Below are 17,201 nucleotides of genomic sequence, written 5' to 3'. Positions count from 1 at the left end.
CTCCGACGCGTCATCAGTGGCGGGGCTCCAGTGCAGTCGGTTCCATACGTGTCATGTCATCGATGACGGTTGAGAGATAACCCGCACTGGCCGGGGGTTTACCCCCGACTGGGGTGCGTAGTTTCTACTGAGAACGCTCTCTTAGGGCTGCGGGAGCACTCAGGGATTACGGATAATGGGGCATCCGACGGAGTATTCGCAGCGTCCCTAGTGATGCGGATCCCGTCGTCCTGACGGAGCTTGAGGGGGCTGCGATATGGAAGAACCGGTTGCGACGGTAGTGGAGCGAAAGCCACATCCGAGGTCGGCCGAGCAGGTCATCCCATGAACCCGGGTGCGCATCGGTTCAGCGGCGGCGCGCGGTCCGCCGCATCGCCCACCCGTCGCTCCGGCGAGTTCCGCCAGTCAGCCACCCGCGCTCCCGCCCAACCGAGCGGTCGATCGGCGGCGATCACCCGGATGACGGCACTCATCGCGAACCGGACCAGCACGCTCCTCGTCGGACCACACGGCTACGGCAAGACCTTCACCGCGGATGCGATCGGGCGGCGGATGCACGAGGACGGACACCCGGTCGTCCACGTGTCGGGTGCGTCACGGGACGCCTCGCACACGCTGAGCGACTGGCGTAGGGCGCCGAGCGGCGCCGTCTTCATCGTCGACGACGGCGCGAACCTCCACCCGGCGAGCCTCGCCGACATCATCGAACTCTCGCGGTCGCGTGAGCAGGTCGCCCTGGTGACGCTGGAGCAGGAGCTCGCCGGGTTGCAGGGCCGCGGCGACGAGTCCGCCGATCGGCTCCTCGCCGTCTGGCGGAGCGGATCGCTCACCCGGATCGACCTCCCGGCGCTCGACGGGTTCGAAGCCTCGGCGATGGTGGACGAGGCCGCCGACGACGCGGTCCTCGACGACATGGCCAAAGCCGTCATCGTGCGGCTGAGCAACGGCTCTCCGCGACTCGTGCACGAGCTCACGAAGGACGCCCTCGAGACGGGCGGGGAGTTCTACCTGCCGCGCAGCATCCTCTCGCTCGGGGTCGCAGGGGTCTCACCGCGCGTCCACGACCTCACGGAACCCCAGCTCTCGCGGCTCGAGGACGAGGGTCGCTACGCGCTGGTCATGCTGGCGAAGCTCGGCCCGGTCCCCTACTCGCGCGCGATCCGCCTGCTCGGCGAGCACCAGTTGCACGCGCTCCTCCGGCTCGGACTCGCGCGGAACGACGGCTCGAACCAGGACCGCATCGTCGCCGACGAACTGCACGCGTGGTCGGCACTCGCGGAGTGGCGCCACAGCGGACGACTGCACCGCCACGACCGCGTCCAACGGACGCTCATCTCGGACCTCCGTGGCGGTGCCCGTCTCACCCCGAACGAGTCCTTCATCCTCGGCCGGTACTGGCTGACGGCCCCGCACACCGAGCTCGACGAGGGGTTCGAGTCGCTCACGATGGCCCGCACCTTCCTCGAGGCGGCGCACGTCGCGAACGTCTCCGGCCTCGCTGAGGACGGTCGTCTGCTCGCGGAACGCGCGTACACCTGGCGCCCGTCCGTGGCAGCGGCACTGCAATGGTCGCGGTCGCTCGCCATGCTGGGCGACGGTGAAGGGGCTCAGCGGGTCCTCGAGGTCGATCCCGCGGCCGACTCCGACGAGGACATGCAGGCGGAGGTCTTGAGTTGGCGGGCGACCCTCGATCGCTGGTCCGAACGCACCTGTGCGCAGGAGCTGACGGAGCAGGAGGAGCACAGCCGCGTGCTGTCCCAGCGCATCCTGATGGTCGAGACCTGGCGAGACCAGGATCGGCAGGAGCCGTCCGAGAGCGATGCCGTCTTCTGGAAGGTCTTGCGCGACGTCGACGCCGCGCAGTCCTCGCGACTCTATGCCGCCGCTGCGCTCGTGACCCGGCTCGGCCTCCGGCTGCCACCGTCCGAGCTGCGGGAGCTGCTCCAGCTGGGTGACGCCGTCTACCGGTCGGTGCCCTACAGCGCAGCGCGGCCGTTGTCACACGCCCTGCGCGACGCGAGCGCCATGTACGTCCTGTCGGCCGGCACCATCCGCCTGCTCACCGGACTCTCCTGGGCCGGCTTCGCGCGCTACATCGACGAGTTCGTCGCTCGCGCCGAGCGCGGGACCGGGCGCCTGGCGACGACGGACCAGTGCATCGTCGGGATCCTCGGAGCCCAGTTGGCGTTCTTCGACGGCCGCCCGGACCGCACCGTGGCCGACCTCCGGGTCGTCGAGCGGCTCCTCGACTCGACCGTTCCGCCCGAGGTGCACACGCAGACCGCGCTGCTCCTCGTCGGCGCTCTCGCCCAGACGGGCGAGCTCGAGGAGGCGACGGAACGGCGAGCCGCCGAGGACGAACGCCTCATCGCCACCTCCACGGTCCTCTCCTATCTGGCGGACATCGCCGACTTCGGTCTGCTGATGGCAGGCGGTCGCATCATGGAGGCCCGGGATCATCTGCGTCGGCTCGCGCAGGACATTCGGAAGCCACTGACCGAGCGGGTCTACTCCGCGAGCCTGGCCGCCGCCGCCGGTGCGGACCTGTCCGAGACCCTGTCCTGGGTCGTAGACGCCCGAACGCAGGAGCTCACGCCACTGCAGGCGTCGCTCATGCTGCTCCTCGAGGCCGGCGCCGCCGGCGACGCGAGCCGCGTCGAAGAGGCCGCCTGTTCGCTCGAGGAGGTCGGAGCGCGGCACCGGGCGATCGGGGCCCATCTGCTCGCAGAACGACTCCACGCGGCCCAGGGGCGACTGCAGCACGCCCGCCGTTGCGCGGAGCGGGCCGCAGAACTCGTGGGTCCCACGCCAGGCGCCGCTGCGGATACGGAGGCCCGATGGACCTCGGTCGTGTCTCCGTCGCCCGTGTTCGCCACCTACCGGGCGGAGACGACCGATGAGACGGTGCCGGTCGAGCGCACCGTCCCCGTGGAGCCGCACTCGACACACGCTCCGCTGGCCTACCTCTCCCGCGGGCAGACGGACACCGGCCAGGAGACCGCCGGGGCCGACCTGAGCGCGCTCACCCGGCGGGAGCTGGAGGTGGCCCTGCTCATCGCGCAAGGACTGAGCAATCAGGAGATCGCGACGCGGCTCTTCCTCAGCGTCCGCACCGTCGAGTCGCACGTGCTCCAAGCACGGACGAAGCTGGGCGCGGGGAGACGGCGCGACCTCGGCCGCCTGGTCGCGCAGTCCTCGCAGCGTCAGGCCTGATCCCCTGAGCGGGCGACGCAGCGCGGTTCAGCAGTTTTCTCGGTAGCGTCCGGCGATCCCAGTACCCCACTACTGGTTACAACCGTCAGCCTGCTGCCTATCGTCCTGAGGGTGTCGTGAGACGCGCGGAGGTCGTCTCCGCACGCCCGACACCTGTGGTGACGCGAGCCGTCACCGGCGGACTCCAGGGGGCTTCCATGACCATCGACACCAGCACCGAGGCCTCAGCGGCCACCGGCACCGACGCGCCCGTCCGCGGCCAGCGCAGCAAGCGGGCGAAGGCGATCCTCGCCGGCGGCCTGGTGCTCGGCGTCGGTGCGGCCATCACGCTCGCTGCCTGGAACGACTCCGAGTTCGCGACCGGGATCTTCGCCGGTGGTGGGTTCGGCATCGAGGGCAGCACGGACGGCACCGCGTTCACCGAGCACCCGACCGAGGCTGCGGCCGCCCCGCTCACCTTCGCGGTGGAGGCGGACAACCTGGCGCCCGAGGAGCCTGTCTACGCCGGCTTCGCCGTCCAGCTGACCGCCGCGTCGACGTACGCCGGCACGGTCGACATCACCGCCACGAGCGGAGCCGCCATCGCCTCCTCGCTCAGCTACTCCGTCGTGGAGACCACCACCTTCGGCTGCGACGCCGCGAGCTTCGCCGCCGGCGACCCGCTCGTGACGGATGCCGCCACGACGTCGAGCACGGCCGCGGACATCTTCACGCTGGCTGCCGCGACCACGCCGGTCTTCCTGTGCTTCGAGGTCACCCCGGCAGCGAGCCTCCCGCAGGCGTCGCCGAGCGGCACCGTGGTCTGGCAGTTCGCGGCCGAGTCCACCACCCCGCTGCCGTAGTCCGCGGCGGGACGGCGATCATGGGACGACACACCCCGGCGGCGGGGAGACACCACCGCACCGATCGACGACGGGGCGCGTCGCGATACACGAAGGCCAGAGCGGCCCTCGCGGCAGCGCTCGTGCTGGGCGTCGGCACCTCGCTCACCCTCGCGGCCTGGAGCGACGACGAGTTCGGCACGGCGACCTTCGCGGCGAGCACCTTCGCCGTGGAGTCGCAGACCTCGTCGTCGACCTGGGCGGCCCACGAGGCGGCGAACCCGGCCACGTTGGTCTTCAACGCCACCGCCATGTCGCCAGGGCTCTCGCAGTTCGCGTACATCGACATCCGCACGACCGCCGCTACCAACATCGGCGGGACGGCGGCGCTGTCCGCGGTCTCGGCGGCGACGGGCACCCTCCTGCCGCAGCTCGAGTACCGCGTGGTCACGACGGCGGCGGGCACAGCGTGCAACGCCGCCGCGTTCACCTCGGCGACCGTCCCGGCGTACACCGCGTCGCTCTCGACGGGCACGGCTCCGCCGACCGCGACCGGAGCGCTCACCGCGGCGGGCAACTCCACCGTGCGCTTCTGCTTCGACGTGCGGGTGAAGGCCGGCACCGCCTCCAGCTTCCAGGGCGGCACGGCGGCGGCGACCTGGGTGTTCACCAGCACCTCCAGTTCCTGATCGGAGCACCGTGACCCGACCCTCCACGGAAGCGATCGACGCCACCGAGCGGCAGCACCCCCGCCGCTCGGTGGCGTCGATCGTCGGCAGCACCCTGTTGAACCTCGCGGCCGTCGGCGGGGTGGTCTGCATCGTGCTCGTCATCCTCGCGACCTGCTTCAACATCACCCTCATCATGTTCAAGACCGGTTCCATGAGCCCGACGATCCCCACCGGCTCACTCGCGCTCGTCCGCGAGATCCCCGCGTCCGACATCGCGGTCGGCGATGTGGTGACGGTGGATCGCGCTGGTCAGCTGCCGGTCACCCACCGCGTCACCTCGGTGACCGGCGGTGTCGACACCGCAGGCCCACAGCGGACGATCACCATGCAGGGAGACGCGAACCTGTCGGAGGACCCCGAGCCATACACCGTCTCGACGGTCCGCATCGTGCTCGCCTCGGTGCCCGGGCTCGCGTACCTCGTCGTGTGGCTGTCCAACCCGTGGGTCCTGGCCGGATTGACGCTCAGCTGTTCGGCCCTCGTCATGTGGGCGTTCTGGCCGCGCTCCGACCGTAAGCGCCCGCCAGGTGGCTCGGGAGGGACCGACGGAAACGGTCGTACTGCTTCCCGACACCGATCCTCCACGGTCGGCGACGACGGAACCGGTCCACGACCGGCCCGCCACGCCGCGCTCCGCTGCCCACCGGTCGCCCTCCTCCTCGGAGCCGGCCTCGCGATCGGCGGCGCCGCTCCCGCGCACGCCGAGCCGATGGTCGACGTCATCGCCGGTGAGGCGGTCGTCCTCACCTCGATCGGCGACCCGTCGGCCATGCGGTCCCTCACCCCCGGTCGGTCGACGCCCTGGCAGGTGGGCATCAGCACCAAGCCCGAAGCCACACCGGGCTCCATCGACGTGTCCATGGTCGGCTCCGGCTCATCGGAACTCGGGCTCGTCATGGTGGTCGACGCCTGCTCCGTCCGCTGGACCGCGGCCGGCTGCCTCGGCACCGTCACCCACCTGTTCGACGAGATGGCGGTGCCCGTCGACGGCGTGGAGCGTGCGGTCCTCTCGATGCGCAGCTCGGAGGCGTGGTGGCTGAAGTTCGACGTCCGGATGCCGTCCGGTGCAGCGGTGGCGAACGCATCGGTCGCCCTCACGGTCACAGCGGAGGGCATCGGTGACGACGTCTCGGTCTCGCCCGGCCCGATCACCACACTCCCCCGGACCGGCGCGAGCGTCGAGTTCGCCGTCTGGGCGGCTGCGGGCGCGATCCTGATCGGTCTCGTCGGCGCGTGGTTCGGCGCGCTGCGTCAGCATTCGCGCTCGGCGAGGGGTACGACGATCCTGCGGGCCAATGATGCGACAGCGGGGTGAGGACGGCGGCCGTGTCCTCCCGTGGCACCGCCGGACCGCCGCGACGGTCATCGCCGTCGCGGTGGGACTCCTCCTCGCGCACCCCGCGCCGGCACCGGTCGACGCGGCCTGGGCCGATCCCGAATTCGGGACGGGCAGCTTCACCGCGGCCACCGTGCCGACGCCGACGTTCTCGAGTTGCACCTTCAATCCGAACGCCGTCGGACTGCTCTCTTCGTACACCGTCGTGCACACGATCCCGGCGGGATACACGATCAACTACGCCTACTCGGCGAACGCCTCGTTCACGCCGAACACGGTCATCACGCCGACGTCGACGAGTGGCACCACGACGGTCACCTCGACGTTCAGCCTCGGACTGCTCGGAGGTCTCCTCGGCTCCAACGTCTACATCGGAGCCCGGCTCACCATGCCGTCCACGAGCTGGTCCTCGCCGTACCGGGTCGTCAGCGGCACCTCGAACGCGCTCGGAACGAACGGCGCCTGCGCGGTCGTCCCGTAGCGAGCCCGCCGCGTCACCCGGCCGAGGACTCCCGCACGACGAGCTCGAAGCCTGCGCGCACTCGCCGCCCCGGACCGACGTGTCCGGCCACGCGTTCGACCAGCATCGCGACCGCCTCGCGGGCGATGGCCTCCTTGTCGGGCGCGACCGTCGTCAGTGACCGCATCGCGTACCGGCCGTCCTCGATGTCGTCGAAGCCGACCACCGCCAGGTCGCGCGGGATGTCGACACCGCGATCCCACGCGGCACGCATCGCGCCCAGCGCCATGAGGTCGTTGAAGCAGAACACCCCGTCAGGAGGATCGCCGGCGTCGAGCATTCCACCCATGACCGCTGCACCACTCGCGCGATCGTATTCCCCTTCGGCCATATACCGGTTCGGGTCGAGTCCTGCCTCCTGCATCGCGCGGGTGAACCCGTCCACGCGCTGCTTCGCGGTGCCCGTGGAGTGGGCCTGCCGACCGATGGCGCCGATGCGGGTGCATCCCCGTTCGATCAGGTGCCGGGTCGCCACGTAAGCCGCCTCGGTACCGTCGATGGCGACGTGGTCCGCGCTCGCGCCGTAGTCGCGCTCGCCGAGCAGGACGATCGGCTGGGTCGCGGCGGCTGCTTCGACGTCGGCGGCCGTGAGGTTGAGCGCGTTGAGCAGCACGCCGTCGAACGTCGAGGACACCGCTCCCCCGGTGAGCACGGCGCGCTCGCGTTCCGGGTCGCCGTTCGTCTGGTCGACGACGAGGGTGAGCGAGCGTTTCGTGAGTTCGGGGATGAGGCAGCGGGCGAGGTCGGAGAAGTACGGAACGTCGAGCTCGGGGACGACGAGCGCGATGAGTCCGCTGCGGTTGTTGCGGAGTCCTCTCGCGTGCGGATTGGGCCGATAGCCGAGCTCGTCGATGACCGCCTGCACGCGTTTGCGGGTCTCGGCACCGACCCGCCCTGGCAGGTTCACGACGTCCGACACCGTGCGCTGGGAGACGCCGGCCGCCTGCGCGACATCCCGTGCGGTCACTGCCATCCGTGCCTCCCCGTCGGTCGCGCGCGCTCCACCGTGCGTCGGTCCTGACGCAAGCGTACCGACTCCACGCCCGTCGGATACCGGCGGCAACCGATTTCCAAGTCCGTCTTGTGCTACGTAGCACAAGCGATTAGCGTGTCTCCCTGTCAGCACGGTCGCAGCGAGTCGAAGGAGATGCGCAGCATGTTCGAGAGCCCACCACCCATCATCCGAGCCGCCACATGAGCGCGCTCAACGAGCTGCGAGCGCTGCGGACGCCGAAGGGGGCGGTGAAGCATCGCGACGCCTCCGAGTTGCGCGACAACCGCGCGGCACTCCTCTTCCTCGGCCCCTGGATCATCGGTTTCCTCGTCATCACGCTCGGGCCCGTGCTCGTCTCGCTCTACCTGTCGTTCACCGACTACAACCTCCTCCAGAACCCGAACTTCACCGGGCTGGAGAACGCGCAGCGGATGGTGGAGGACCCCCGCCTGCACCAGTCCCTCGGGGTGACCATCACCTACGTCCTGGTCTCGGTGCCATTGCAGCTCATGGTCGCCCTCGCGATCGCGGTCCTCCTGGATCGCGGCCTGCGCGGGCTCTCGTTCTACCGGTCGGTGCTGTACCTACCGTCGCTCCTCGGCGGCAGCGTCGCGATCGCCGTCCTGTGGCGCCTCGTCTTCGGTTCGAGCGGCCTCGTCAACGCGCTGCTCGCCGTCTTCGGCATTCAGGGGCCCGGTTGGATCTCGGAACCCGACACCGCGCTGTCGACGCTGATCATCCTGCACGTATGGACGTTCGGCGCGCCGATGGTGATCTTCCTCGCGGGCCTCCGGCAGATCCCGCGGCAGTACTACGAGGCGGCGTCGACGGACGGTGCCGGCCGGTGGACCCAGTTCCGGTCGATCACCCTCCCGCTGCTCAGCCCGATCATCTTCTTCAACCTCGTGCTCGGCATCATCGGCGCGTTCCAGTCGTTCACGCAGGCCTACGTGGTGTCGAACGGATCGGGCGGGCCGTCCGACTCGACGCTGTTCATCACGCTGTACCTGTACCAGAAGGGCTTCGGCAGCTTCCAGATGGGGTACGCGTCGGCGATCGCGTGGCTCCTGCTCATCATCATCGCCGCCGCCACGGCCATCAACTTCTGGGCCTCGAAGTATTGGGTGTTCTACGATGACTGATCTCAAGACCCGCCCCTCGTCCGAGGACGGCCTCTCGCCCGATGCGGCCGCCCGTCGCGAGCGGGGCGACGCACAACGCGCCAAGCTCCTGCGCCGACAGCGGATCTCGAGCATCGGCAAGCACGCGCTGCTGATCCTGCTCGGGCTGCTGATGCTCTACCCCGTGCTGTGGATGGTGGTGTCCTCACTCCGTCCGAACGGGTACATCTTCGACAACCCGGGCCTCGTGCTCGACACCTTCGAGGCGTCGAACTACACGAACGGCTGGAACGCTCTGGCGCAGCCGTTCGGCAGCTACCTGGCGAACTCGGCGATCGTGGTCGTCGGGTCGATCATCGGCAACCTGCTCACCTGCTCACTCGCCGCGTACGGCTTCGCCCGGCTGCGGTTCCGGTTCAAGCGCTTCGCCTTCGCGGCCATGCTGCTCACGATGATGCTGCCGATCCACGTGCTGATCATCCCGCAGTACGTCATCTTCGCCCAGCTCGACTGGATCAACACCTACCTGCCGCTCATCGTGCCGAAGTTCCTCGCGACGGACGCGTTCTTCATCTTCCTCATGGTGCAGTTCATCCGCGGCATCCCCCGCGAGCTCGACGAGGCGGCGCGCATCGACGGCGCCGGACACCTGCGGATCTTCGTGCAGATCATGCTCCCGCTCATGACCCCGGCCCTTGCGACGACGGCGATCTTCACGTTCATCTGGACGTGGAACGACTTCTTCGGCCAGCTGATCTTCGTGACCGACCCCGACAAGTACACCTCGTCGGTCGCCCTCCGCTCGTTCGTCGACACCCAGTCGCAATCGGACTACGGCGCCCTCTTCGCCATGAGCGTCGTCACCCTGTTGCCGGTGTTCCTCGCCTTCCTGTTCGGTCAGCGCTTCCTCCTCCGAGGCATCGCGACCACCGGAGGCAAGTAGCCCGGAGCCGCACTTGGTCCCTGAGCCTGTCGAAGGGCCCGGTCCCCGAGCCGCACTCGGTCCCTGAACCGCACTCGCTCCTCGAGCCACAACCCGGTCCCTGAGCCACAACCCGGTCCCTGAGCTTGTCGAAGGGCCATCCTCATCCCGTTCCATCCCTCCCGAAGGAGAACCATGCGACGCCACCCCCGCTCCCGCTCCCGCATCCTCGGCTTCACGGCCGCCACTGCCGTCTCCGCACTCGCCCTCACCGGCTGTGCCGTGGGCGGAGGGAACGGCGACGCGGCCCTCAGCGACGAGGACGTCACCATCTCGTTCGCGTGGTGGGGAGCGGGTGCGCGCGATGAGCGCACGCGCGCTGCGATCGACCTCTTCGAGGAGCAGTACCCGAACATCACGGTGAAGCCCCAGTCCACCGAGTGGGGTGGATACTGGGACAAGCTCGCCACGACCGCTGCCGGCGGCAACGCACCGGACGTGATGCAGTTCGATCAGACGCACCTCTCCTCCTACGCGCAGCGCGGAGCACTCGCCGACGTCGACGGGTACGCCGACGTCCTCGACACCTCGGAGTTCCCGGAGCCGCTCCTCGATCAGGGCAGGGTCGACGGCAAGCTGCACGGCGTCCCGGCCGGCGTGGGGTCGACGGGCGTCCTCGTGAACACGAGCGTCCTCGCGCAGTACGGCGTCGACCTCCCCGATCCCACGACGTGGACCTGGGACGAGCTGACGGCGACGGCACTCGCCGTGACGGAGGCATCCGGTGGCGCAGTGCACGGCATCACCCCCTTCGGCGGGGACATGCCGACGCTCACCCTGTGGGCCAGGCAGCACGGCAACGACGTCTACGACACCGAGGGCGAGCTCATCCTGGAGGAGTCGGTCCTCACCGACTACTGGGACTACGCGCTCGCGCAGATCGACAGTGGCGCCGCACCGACGGCATCGCAACTGGCTGAGCAGGCCGGTTCCGCGCTCGACCTGTCCGACATCGCGACGGGGAAGACCGCGTTCACCTTCGCACCGTCCGCGCTCGTCACCGCCTACCAGGCCGCCGCACCCGACAGCGCCTTCGACCTCGTCCCCATCCCGGCGGATGCGGACGCGACGGACGGCTACATGTACGTCCGCCCGTCCATGTACTGGACGGTCTCGTCGCAGTCCGAGCACCCTGCTGAGGCGGCGCTGCTCATCGACTTCCTGACGTCGGAGCCGGCCGTCGCCAAGCTGTTCGGCACGGAGCGCGGCATGCCGGCCACGCCCACCTTCCAGGAGGCGGTCGCGCCGGACCTCACGCCCGGCGATCAGATCGTCGCCGACGCGATCGAGTCCGCGACCGCACTGTCGGGCGACGCACCCGGCATCACGCCGGTCGGCGCCGAGGACGCGGAGTCCATGCTCGCCCGCTACAACCAGGACGTCCAGTTCGGCAGGAAGACCACGGCCGAGGCCGCGAAGGCCTACATCGACGAACTCCGCACGGCGATCACCGCCGCTTCCTGAGCCCCTCTCACCCCATCAACCCCATGCAAAGGAGCATCATGCAACGCCAACCACGATCCCGGTCCCGCCTCCTCGGCTTCGCAGCCGCAACCGCCATCTCGGCGCTCGCCCTCAGCGGCTGCGCCGTCGGCGGTGGGAACGGCGATGCCGCGCTGAGCGACGAGGACGTCACCATCACCTTCAACTGGTGGGGCGCCACGGCCCGCGACGAGCGCACCCGCGCGGCCATCGACCTCTTCGAGAAGAAGTACCCCAACATCACCGTGAAGGGCCAGTCCACCGAGTGGGGCGGCTATTGGGACAAGCTCGCCACGACGGTCGCCGGCGGAGACGCCCCCGACGTCATGCAGTTCGACCAGCTCTACCTCGCCTCGTACGCCCAGCGCGGGGCACTCGCCGACCTCGGTGCACTCGACGAGTTCCTCGACACCTCCGACCTCAGCGCCGAGGTGCTCGATCAGGGCAAGGTGAAGGACGAGCTGTACGGCGTGCCGATCGGCGTCGGCACCGTCGGCCTCATGGTCAACCGGTCCATCTTCGAGCAGTACGGGATCCAGCTGCCCGACGCGACGACCTGGACGTGGGACGAGCTCAACGAGGTCGCCCTGCAGGTGACCGAGGCCTCGGGCGGTGCCGTCCACGGCATGTCCCCGTTCGGCGGCGACATGCCGACCCTCACGCTCTGGGCCCGGCAGCACGGCAACGACATCTACGACAAGGAGGGCAAGGTCATCCTGAAGCCCGAGGTCGTGGAGAGCTACTGGCAGTACGCGCTCGACCAGATCGAGAGCGGCGCGGCCCCGAGCGCTTCGCAGCTGGCCGAGGGCAACGGTGTGGCGATCGACCTCATGGACATGAGTACGGGCAAGGTCGCGATGACCTTCCAGCCGTCGTCGGTGCTCACCGCCTTCCAGGCCGCTGCACCCGACCACCAGCTCGACCTGCTGCCGTTCCCGGCGAGCGAGGATTCGTCCGAAGGGTTCCAGTACCTGAAGCCGTCGATGTACTGGTCGGTCTCGTCGAAGTCGGAGCACCCCGCTGAGGCGGCGTTGCTGGTGGACTTCCTCACGACGGACACCGAGGTCGCGAAGCTGTTCGGCACCGAGCGCGGCATGCCCGCGAACCCGGACTTCCAGAAGGCGATCGACCCCGACCTGACGCCGACGGACCGCATCGTGGCCGACGTGGTCGACGCCGCGCGCGAGGAGTCGGGCACCCCGCCGGCGATCACGCCCGTCGGTGGTGGCGACAGTGAGAAGATCCTCGGCCGCTACAACCAGGACGTCCAGTTCGGCAAGACGACGCCCAAGGAGGCAGCCGAGGCCTTCGTCGCCGAGCTGACGAAGGCCGTCGACGACGCCCGGTAGCAACTCCCCCGCCCTTCGACAGGCTCAGCCCCTCGGCCCCTGAGCTCACCCCCGGTCCCTGAGCCCCACCCCCGGTCCCTGAGCCTGTCGAAGGGCCCCGACGACATCTCCACCCATCACGACGCATCGGAACGACACCCATGACGCACCCTCTCCTCTTCCCCGCCCCGCTGCCGAGCGGCCGCGCCGACTCCACACCGCAGCCGCGCCCGGAGTACCCCCGGCCGCAGCTCGTCCGTGACGGCTGGGTCAACCTCAACGGCCTGTGGGAGTTCGAGATCGACGCCGGCGACAGCGGGCTCGAGCGCGGGCTCCTCGGCCGCGAACTGACCGACCGCATCCTCGTCCCGTTCGCGCCGGAGTCGGCCGCATCGGGCGTCGAGCACACGGATTTCATGGAGGCCGTCTGGTACCGCACGCGGTTCACGGTGCCCTCGGCGTGGCAGGGGAAGCACGGCGTGCTGCATTTCGGGGCCGTCGACCACGACACGACCGTGTGGGTGGACGGGGTCGAGGCGATGCGGCATCGGGGTGGCTTCACGCCGATCCGGGTGCCGCTCGGCGCGGTCGAGCCGGGCCAGGAAATCGAGATCGTGGTGCGCGCCCGCGACACTCGCCACGAGCCGAAGGCCGGTGGGAAGCAGGCGACCTGGTACGGCAACACCGATTGCTACTACACCCGCACGACGGGGATCTGGCAGACGGTGTGGGTGGAGGCCGTCGACGAGCTGCACCTGCGTCGGTTCACCGTGGTCCCCGATGCGGACGCCGGGCGGTTCGCCTGCACGCTCGTCCCCAGCCGCAACGCCGCGGGGGCGACTGCGACGGTGACCCTGTCCGCCGATGGTGTCGTCGTCGCGAGCGAGACCGCTCAGCTCGGCTCGACGATGGCACCGTCGGTGCGGCTCGAGGTCCCGGCGGACCAGCAGCGGCTCTGGAGTCCCGCCGACCCGTTCCTCTATACCCTCGACATCGAGATCCGCGATGGTGCAGGCGACGTCACCGACCGCGTCTCGAGCTACGCGGGGCTGCGCAGTGTCGCGATCGACGGCACCGCGGTGCTGATCAACGGCGAGCACGTCTTCCAGCGGCTCGTGCTCGACCAGGGGTACTGGCCGTCCTCGCTCATGACCGCGCCGGACGATGACGCGCTCGTGGCCGACATCGTTCTCGGGATGGACGCCGGGTTCAACGGTGCGCGGCTCCACCAGAAGGTGTTCGAGGAGCGGTACCTCTATCACGCGGACCGGCTCGGGTATCTGGTGTGGGGCGAGTTCGGCGATTGGGGTGTGTCCGGCGCGGGCACGGTCGGTCACAACCAGGGCCCGACGGCGTCGTTCATCACGCAGTGGGTCGAAGCGTTGGAGCGCGACGTCAACCATCCGTCGATCATCGGCTGGTGCCCGCTGAATGAGACGCATCAGACGCTGCACGACCGGGTGACCGTCCTCGACGACGTCACGCGGGGCATGTTCCTCGCGACGAAGCTCGTCGACCCGAGTCGGCCGGTGATCGACGCCTCGGGCTACGCGCACCGGGTGCGGGAGACCGACGTGTGGGACGCGCACTCGTACGAGCAGGACCCGGCGGCGTTCGCCGTCGAGCAGGGCGGGATCGCGGACGGTGAGCCGTTCACGAACCTCGAGGACGGACGCACCATCTCCTTGCCGTACGAGGGGCAGCCGTTCTTCGTGTCGGAGTTCGGCGGCATCTGGTGGAACGCGGAGCTCGCGGCAGCGGACACCGGTGGTGACTCCTGGGGCTATGGCGCGCGGGTGGCGTCGGTCGAGGAGTTCCACGAGCGCTTCGCGGGGCTCGTCCGGGTGCTGACCGACGACGAGAACATGTTCGGCTACTGCTACACGCAGCTCACCGACACGTTCCAGGAGCAGAACGGCATCTACGACTTCGATCGCCAGCCGAAGTTCGACCTCGCCCGCGTGCGAGCGGTGCTCGCGGCCGACGCCGCCTACGAGCGCCGGGTCCGCCCCGCCACCTCCTGACCCCTCGGTCCCTGAGCTCCCACCCGGTCCCTGAGCCTGTCGAAGGGCCCATATCCCCAACCAGCCGACCCCCGCCGGTCCCTGAGCCTGTCGAAGGGCCCACGGGCTCCCCGCTTCGCCCAGGGACCGGCGCCCGGGTCAGCTCCCGCTGCGTGCCAGCGTCAGCAGGACCGTGAAGGTGTTGAACCACACGTGCGTCCAGATGCCCGGTCCGAGGCGACGGGTCGTCGCGGCGTAGACACCGTTCACCGTGCCGAGCACGAGGATGGTGAGCCCGAGCGTGACCATGGTGACCGTGCTGCCCCATCCCTCATAGAGGTGGACGATCGCGAAGATCAGTGCGCTCGCTCCCACCGAGACGACCCCCGCCCTGCGACGTCGGGCGGTCGTGGGCGTCGCCGCACCTCGGCGCACGCCGTTCGTCGTCCGCCCGCGGAGGATCGAGTTCCGGAATCCGCGCAGCAGGAGCCCGCGGAAGAGGAGTTCTTCACAGAACGGCGCGACGATCGCCGTGGCGAACACGGTGTTGACCAGCACCCAGACGAGCTCCGGCGACGGCGGGGCGATGTTCGACTTCGGCGTCTCGCCGGTGAGGGCGATGACGAACTGGCCGATCATGCCACCGATCAGCTGGATGCCGACGGCTGAACCGAGCCCGATGAACACGTCGAACCAGCGGAAGCGGAGTCCGAAGTCCTTCGCCCAGGACCCGCTTCCCCAGGTGCGGCAGACGATCGCGAGGGCGACGAGGATGCCGCCGTCGAAGATGATCCACATGATCATCGTGCCGACCTCGCCGGACAGGACGCCGAAGGTCCGTGCGAGTTCGACGACGACGAGGAGCGCGATGATCACGACGAAGGTCGTCAGCGCGGTCGGGGCACCCCACCTGGTGTCAGGCGAGGGGGCGTAGGGCAGGCGCGCCTCGGCGCGGCGAGCTTCGGCCCGTTCCTGGCGCGAGCCCGGGCGCGGGGCGGTCTCCGCCGGTGCAGCGGAGTGGTCGCTCATCGCTTGTTCGCGGCGAAGTACTCGCGTGCTGCCGGCACGTACATCTGGACGATCGCGACGATGGTCACGATGACGAAGATGAAGGAGAGCGGGTTGAGGGCGATCAGCCCGGTGATCGAACCGAGGACGGAGAGGATGCCGACCACGGTGAGGACGATCCGAGCCCAGTTGCGACCGCGGAGCATGAAGAAGGCGAACAGCACGTGCAGTGCGCCGACGATGAACGCGCCGACGGCGGTCGAGATCAGGAGCACGCTCGAGGAGAGCACACCTCCCGAGGCCGACTGTTCGGCTGCGGCCTCGGCGACGGTTCCGGCCGACATGGCGGCCGTGACCCCGGAGATGACGGAGAGGACGGCGGAGACGACCCACAGCCAGAAGGAGATGACGATCGGCGTGGGGGCGGTCTTGCTACCAGTGGTCGTGGCCATGATGCTCGTTTCGGTCGTGGAGGATCCGACGACCGGATCCAGGCTGCTCGAACTGTATTGTCCGTCAGGTGTCCCCCGGAAGGGAGGTATGTCCCGGCCTATCCGTTTTCCGCAAGAACCGCCGCGCCACCGGTCCCTGAGCCTGTCGAAGGGCCCCGCTCCCCGGGCACTCCTCCCGGTCCCCTGAGCTTGTCGAAGGGCCCGAAACCACCGCCCCAGCACCCTGTCAAGCCTGCTCACCCGCGCTCGCGTACCTCTTAACCTGTCCCCATGACGAACGACACGAACGACACCGACCAGAACAGCAGCGAGGGAACGCCGAAGCCGGGCGGCCTGGGCGAGAACCAGACCATCCCCAACAGCGAGGACGGCCTCGCGGTCGGTCACGACCCCGACGCCTCGAACTTCAACCAGGAGGAAGACCCCGACCACCCGAGCGACGACGCGTAGGGTCTCGGACACAAACAAGAACGGCCGGTGCAGATGCACCGGCCGTTCTTGTTGACCCGAAGGTCAAGAGGCTTGTTACGCTGCAACGCCTGCGCGCTGGCGGCGGATCATCACGAAGACCGCTATGAGCGCTGCGCCGAGGACGACTGCGCCGGCAGCACCCCACACGAGGAAGGCCGGGGTGTTGAAACCGGTGTCGGCGAGCCCTCCGTTGCCGGCGCCGCCACCTGCAGCAGCAGCCTTCACTGTGACCGTGATGGTGCCGATGAGCTGCGAGGAGAGGCCGGTGCCGGTGACCGTGTACGTGCCGGTCGCGTTGGTCGGGAGCGTGACGGTCAGAACGACGGACCCGGTGGCCGAGGCGGTCTTGACGAGCGTCTTGGTGTCGACGGCCGCGAGCGTCGCGCCGGTCGCGTTCTCACCGGTGAGGGCGAGGGACACGTCCTCGTTCGGCTGGAACGCGCCATCCGTGAACGTGACGTCGAACGTTCCACCGGGAGCGACGTTGCCGGTGACGACGATGTCGGCGCCGGGAACGTACGAAGCGTTTGCAGCGAGCGGAGCGACGAACAGGCCAGCGAGGGCCAGCGCGAAGACCGCGGTGATTTTCTTGAGCATGTGGGTTCCCCTTGGAGACTTGTCAGTAAGCGGTGCTGTGCTGGCATAGCTGTAGCTACCGTCACAACCAGCGGCGTCGTGACGAAGAATATTGCGCCGATTCTGATACCCCCCGAAAACGGCTCAAATCCGACAACACGCA

At 69.2% G+C, this 17,201-nt stretch carries 15 protein-coding genes; 11 read left to right on the top strand and 4 right to left on the bottom strand.

Annotation, left to right across the window (positions count from 1 at the left end):
• Positions 1-324: 324 nt before the first annotated feature.
• The 5 genes from ACZZZB_RS14940 to ACZZZB_RS14920 all read left to right on the top strand — a co-directional run bounded on the left by ACZZZB_RS14940 (position 325) and on the right by ACZZZB_RS14920 (position 6,582).
• The gene (locus ACZZZB_RS14940) at positions 325-3,213 is read left to right on the top strand and encodes a helix-turn-helix transcriptional regulator (protein WP_463530090.1); all 2,889 of its coding nucleotides are present in this window, start codon (positions 325-327) and stop codon (positions 3,211-3,213) included.
• Between the two features lie 197 nt (positions 3,214-3,410).
• Complete coding sequence (locus ACZZZB_RS14935) at positions 3,411-4,055, top strand: SipW-dependent-type signal peptide-containing protein (RefSeq protein ID WP_463530089.1); 645 nt, start codon at positions 3,411-3,413, stop codon at positions 4,053-4,055.
• Between the two features lie 20 nt (positions 4,056-4,075).
• Complete coding sequence (locus tag ACZZZB_RS14930) at positions 4,076-4,723, top strand: SipW-dependent-type signal peptide-containing protein (RefSeq protein ID WP_463530088.1); 648 nt, start codon at positions 4,076-4,078, stop codon at positions 4,721-4,723.
• A 10-nt stretch (positions 4,724-4,733) separates the two neighbouring features.
• Entirely contained in the window at positions 4,734-6,080 is a 1,347-nt protein-coding gene (locus tag ACZZZB_RS14925; protein ID WP_463530087.1) for a signal peptidase I, read from the top strand.
• A complete protein-coding gene (locus ACZZZB_RS14920) occupies positions 6,061-6,582 on the top strand; it encodes a hypothetical protein (protein ID WP_463530086.1) in 522 nt (173 codons plus the stop codon). The genes ACZZZB_RS14925 and ACZZZB_RS14920 overlap by 20 nt, the downstream gene beginning before the upstream one ends.
• Before the next feature lie 13 nt (positions 6,583-6,595).
• Here the strand turns inward: ACZZZB_RS14920 and ACZZZB_RS14915 are convergent, their stop codons facing one another.
• Positions 6,596-7,594, bottom strand: coding sequence for a LacI family DNA-binding transcriptional regulator (locus ACZZZB_RS14915; RefSeq protein ID WP_463530085.1), 999 nt, complete (start codon positions 7,592-7,594; stop codon positions 6,596-6,598).
• A 221-nt stretch (positions 7,595-7,815) separates the two neighbouring features.
• Between ACZZZB_RS14915 and ACZZZB_RS14910 the strand changes: the two genes are divergently transcribed.
• The 5 genes from ACZZZB_RS14910 (at position 7,816) to ACZZZB_RS14890 (ending at position 14,552) form a co-directional block, all read left to right on the top strand.
• Positions 7,816-8,757, top strand: coding sequence for a carbohydrate ABC transporter permease (locus tag ACZZZB_RS14910; protein WP_463530084.1), 942 nt, complete (start codon positions 7,816-7,818; stop codon positions 8,755-8,757).
• Entirely contained in the window at positions 8,750-9,679 is a 930-nt protein-coding gene (locus ACZZZB_RS14905; protein WP_085512504.1) for a carbohydrate ABC transporter permease, read from the top strand. Before ACZZZB_RS14910 ends, ACZZZB_RS14905 begins: the two co-directional genes overlap by 8 nt.
• Positions 9,680-9,853: 174 nt before the next feature.
• A complete protein-coding gene (locus ACZZZB_RS14900) occupies positions 9,854-11,182 on the top strand; it encodes an ABC transporter substrate-binding protein (protein ID WP_463530083.1) in 1,329 nt (442 codons plus the stop codon).
• A gap of 38 nt (positions 11,183-11,220) precedes the next feature.
• Positions 11,221-12,549, top strand: a complete 1,329-nt coding sequence (locus ACZZZB_RS14895; RefSeq protein WP_463530082.1) for an ABC transporter substrate-binding protein — start codon at positions 11,221-11,223, stop codon at positions 12,547-12,549.
• A 140-nt stretch (positions 12,550-12,689) separates the two neighbouring features.
• Positions 12,690-14,552 (top strand): glycoside hydrolase family 2 protein, encoded by a 1,863-nt coding sequence (locus ACZZZB_RS14890; protein ID WP_463530081.1) that lies wholly within the window; start codon positions 12,690-12,692, stop codon positions 14,550-14,552.
• Positions 14,553-14,690: 138 nt separating this feature from the next.
• Here the strand turns inward: ACZZZB_RS14890 and ACZZZB_RS14885 are convergent, their stop codons facing one another.
• Both ACZZZB_RS14885 and ACZZZB_RS14880 read right to left on the bottom strand, forming a co-directional pair.
• Entirely contained in the window at positions 14,691-15,560 is an 870-nt protein-coding gene (locus tag ACZZZB_RS14885; RefSeq protein ID WP_463530080.1) for a CPBP family glutamic-type intramembrane protease, read from the bottom strand.
• On the bottom strand, positions 15,557-15,991 hold the full coding sequence (locus ACZZZB_RS14880) for a hypothetical protein (RefSeq protein ID WP_194645233.1): 435 nt from the start codon (positions 15,989-15,991) through the stop codon (positions 15,557-15,559). Before ACZZZB_RS14880 ends, ACZZZB_RS14885 begins: the two co-directional genes overlap by 4 nt.
• Positions 15,992-16,261: 270 nt before the next feature.
• On the opposite strand from ACZZZB_RS14880, the gene ACZZZB_RS14875 reads away from it, so the two are divergent.
• Positions 16,262-16,441: a hypothetical protein gene (locus ACZZZB_RS14875; RefSeq protein ID WP_064296076.1), complete on the top strand. Its 180-nt coding sequence runs from the start codon at positions 16,262-16,264 to the stop codon at positions 16,439-16,441.
• 75 nt (positions 16,442-16,516) lie between these two features.
• Here the strand turns inward: ACZZZB_RS14875 and ACZZZB_RS14870 are convergent, their stop codons facing one another.
• Positions 16,517-17,059 carry a hypothetical protein gene (locus ACZZZB_RS14870; RefSeq protein WP_285026162.1) on the bottom strand — a complete coding sequence of 181 codons (543 nt, stop codon included), beginning with the start codon at positions 17,057-17,059 and terminating at the stop codon, positions 16,517-16,519.
• Positions 17,060-17,201: the final 142 nt, after the last annotated feature.

The organism is Plantibacter sp. AC185 (assembly GCF_979258065.1).
The sequence above is the reverse complement of the archived record's forward strand: the minus strand, read 5'-3'. Positions and strand labels throughout refer to the sequence as shown.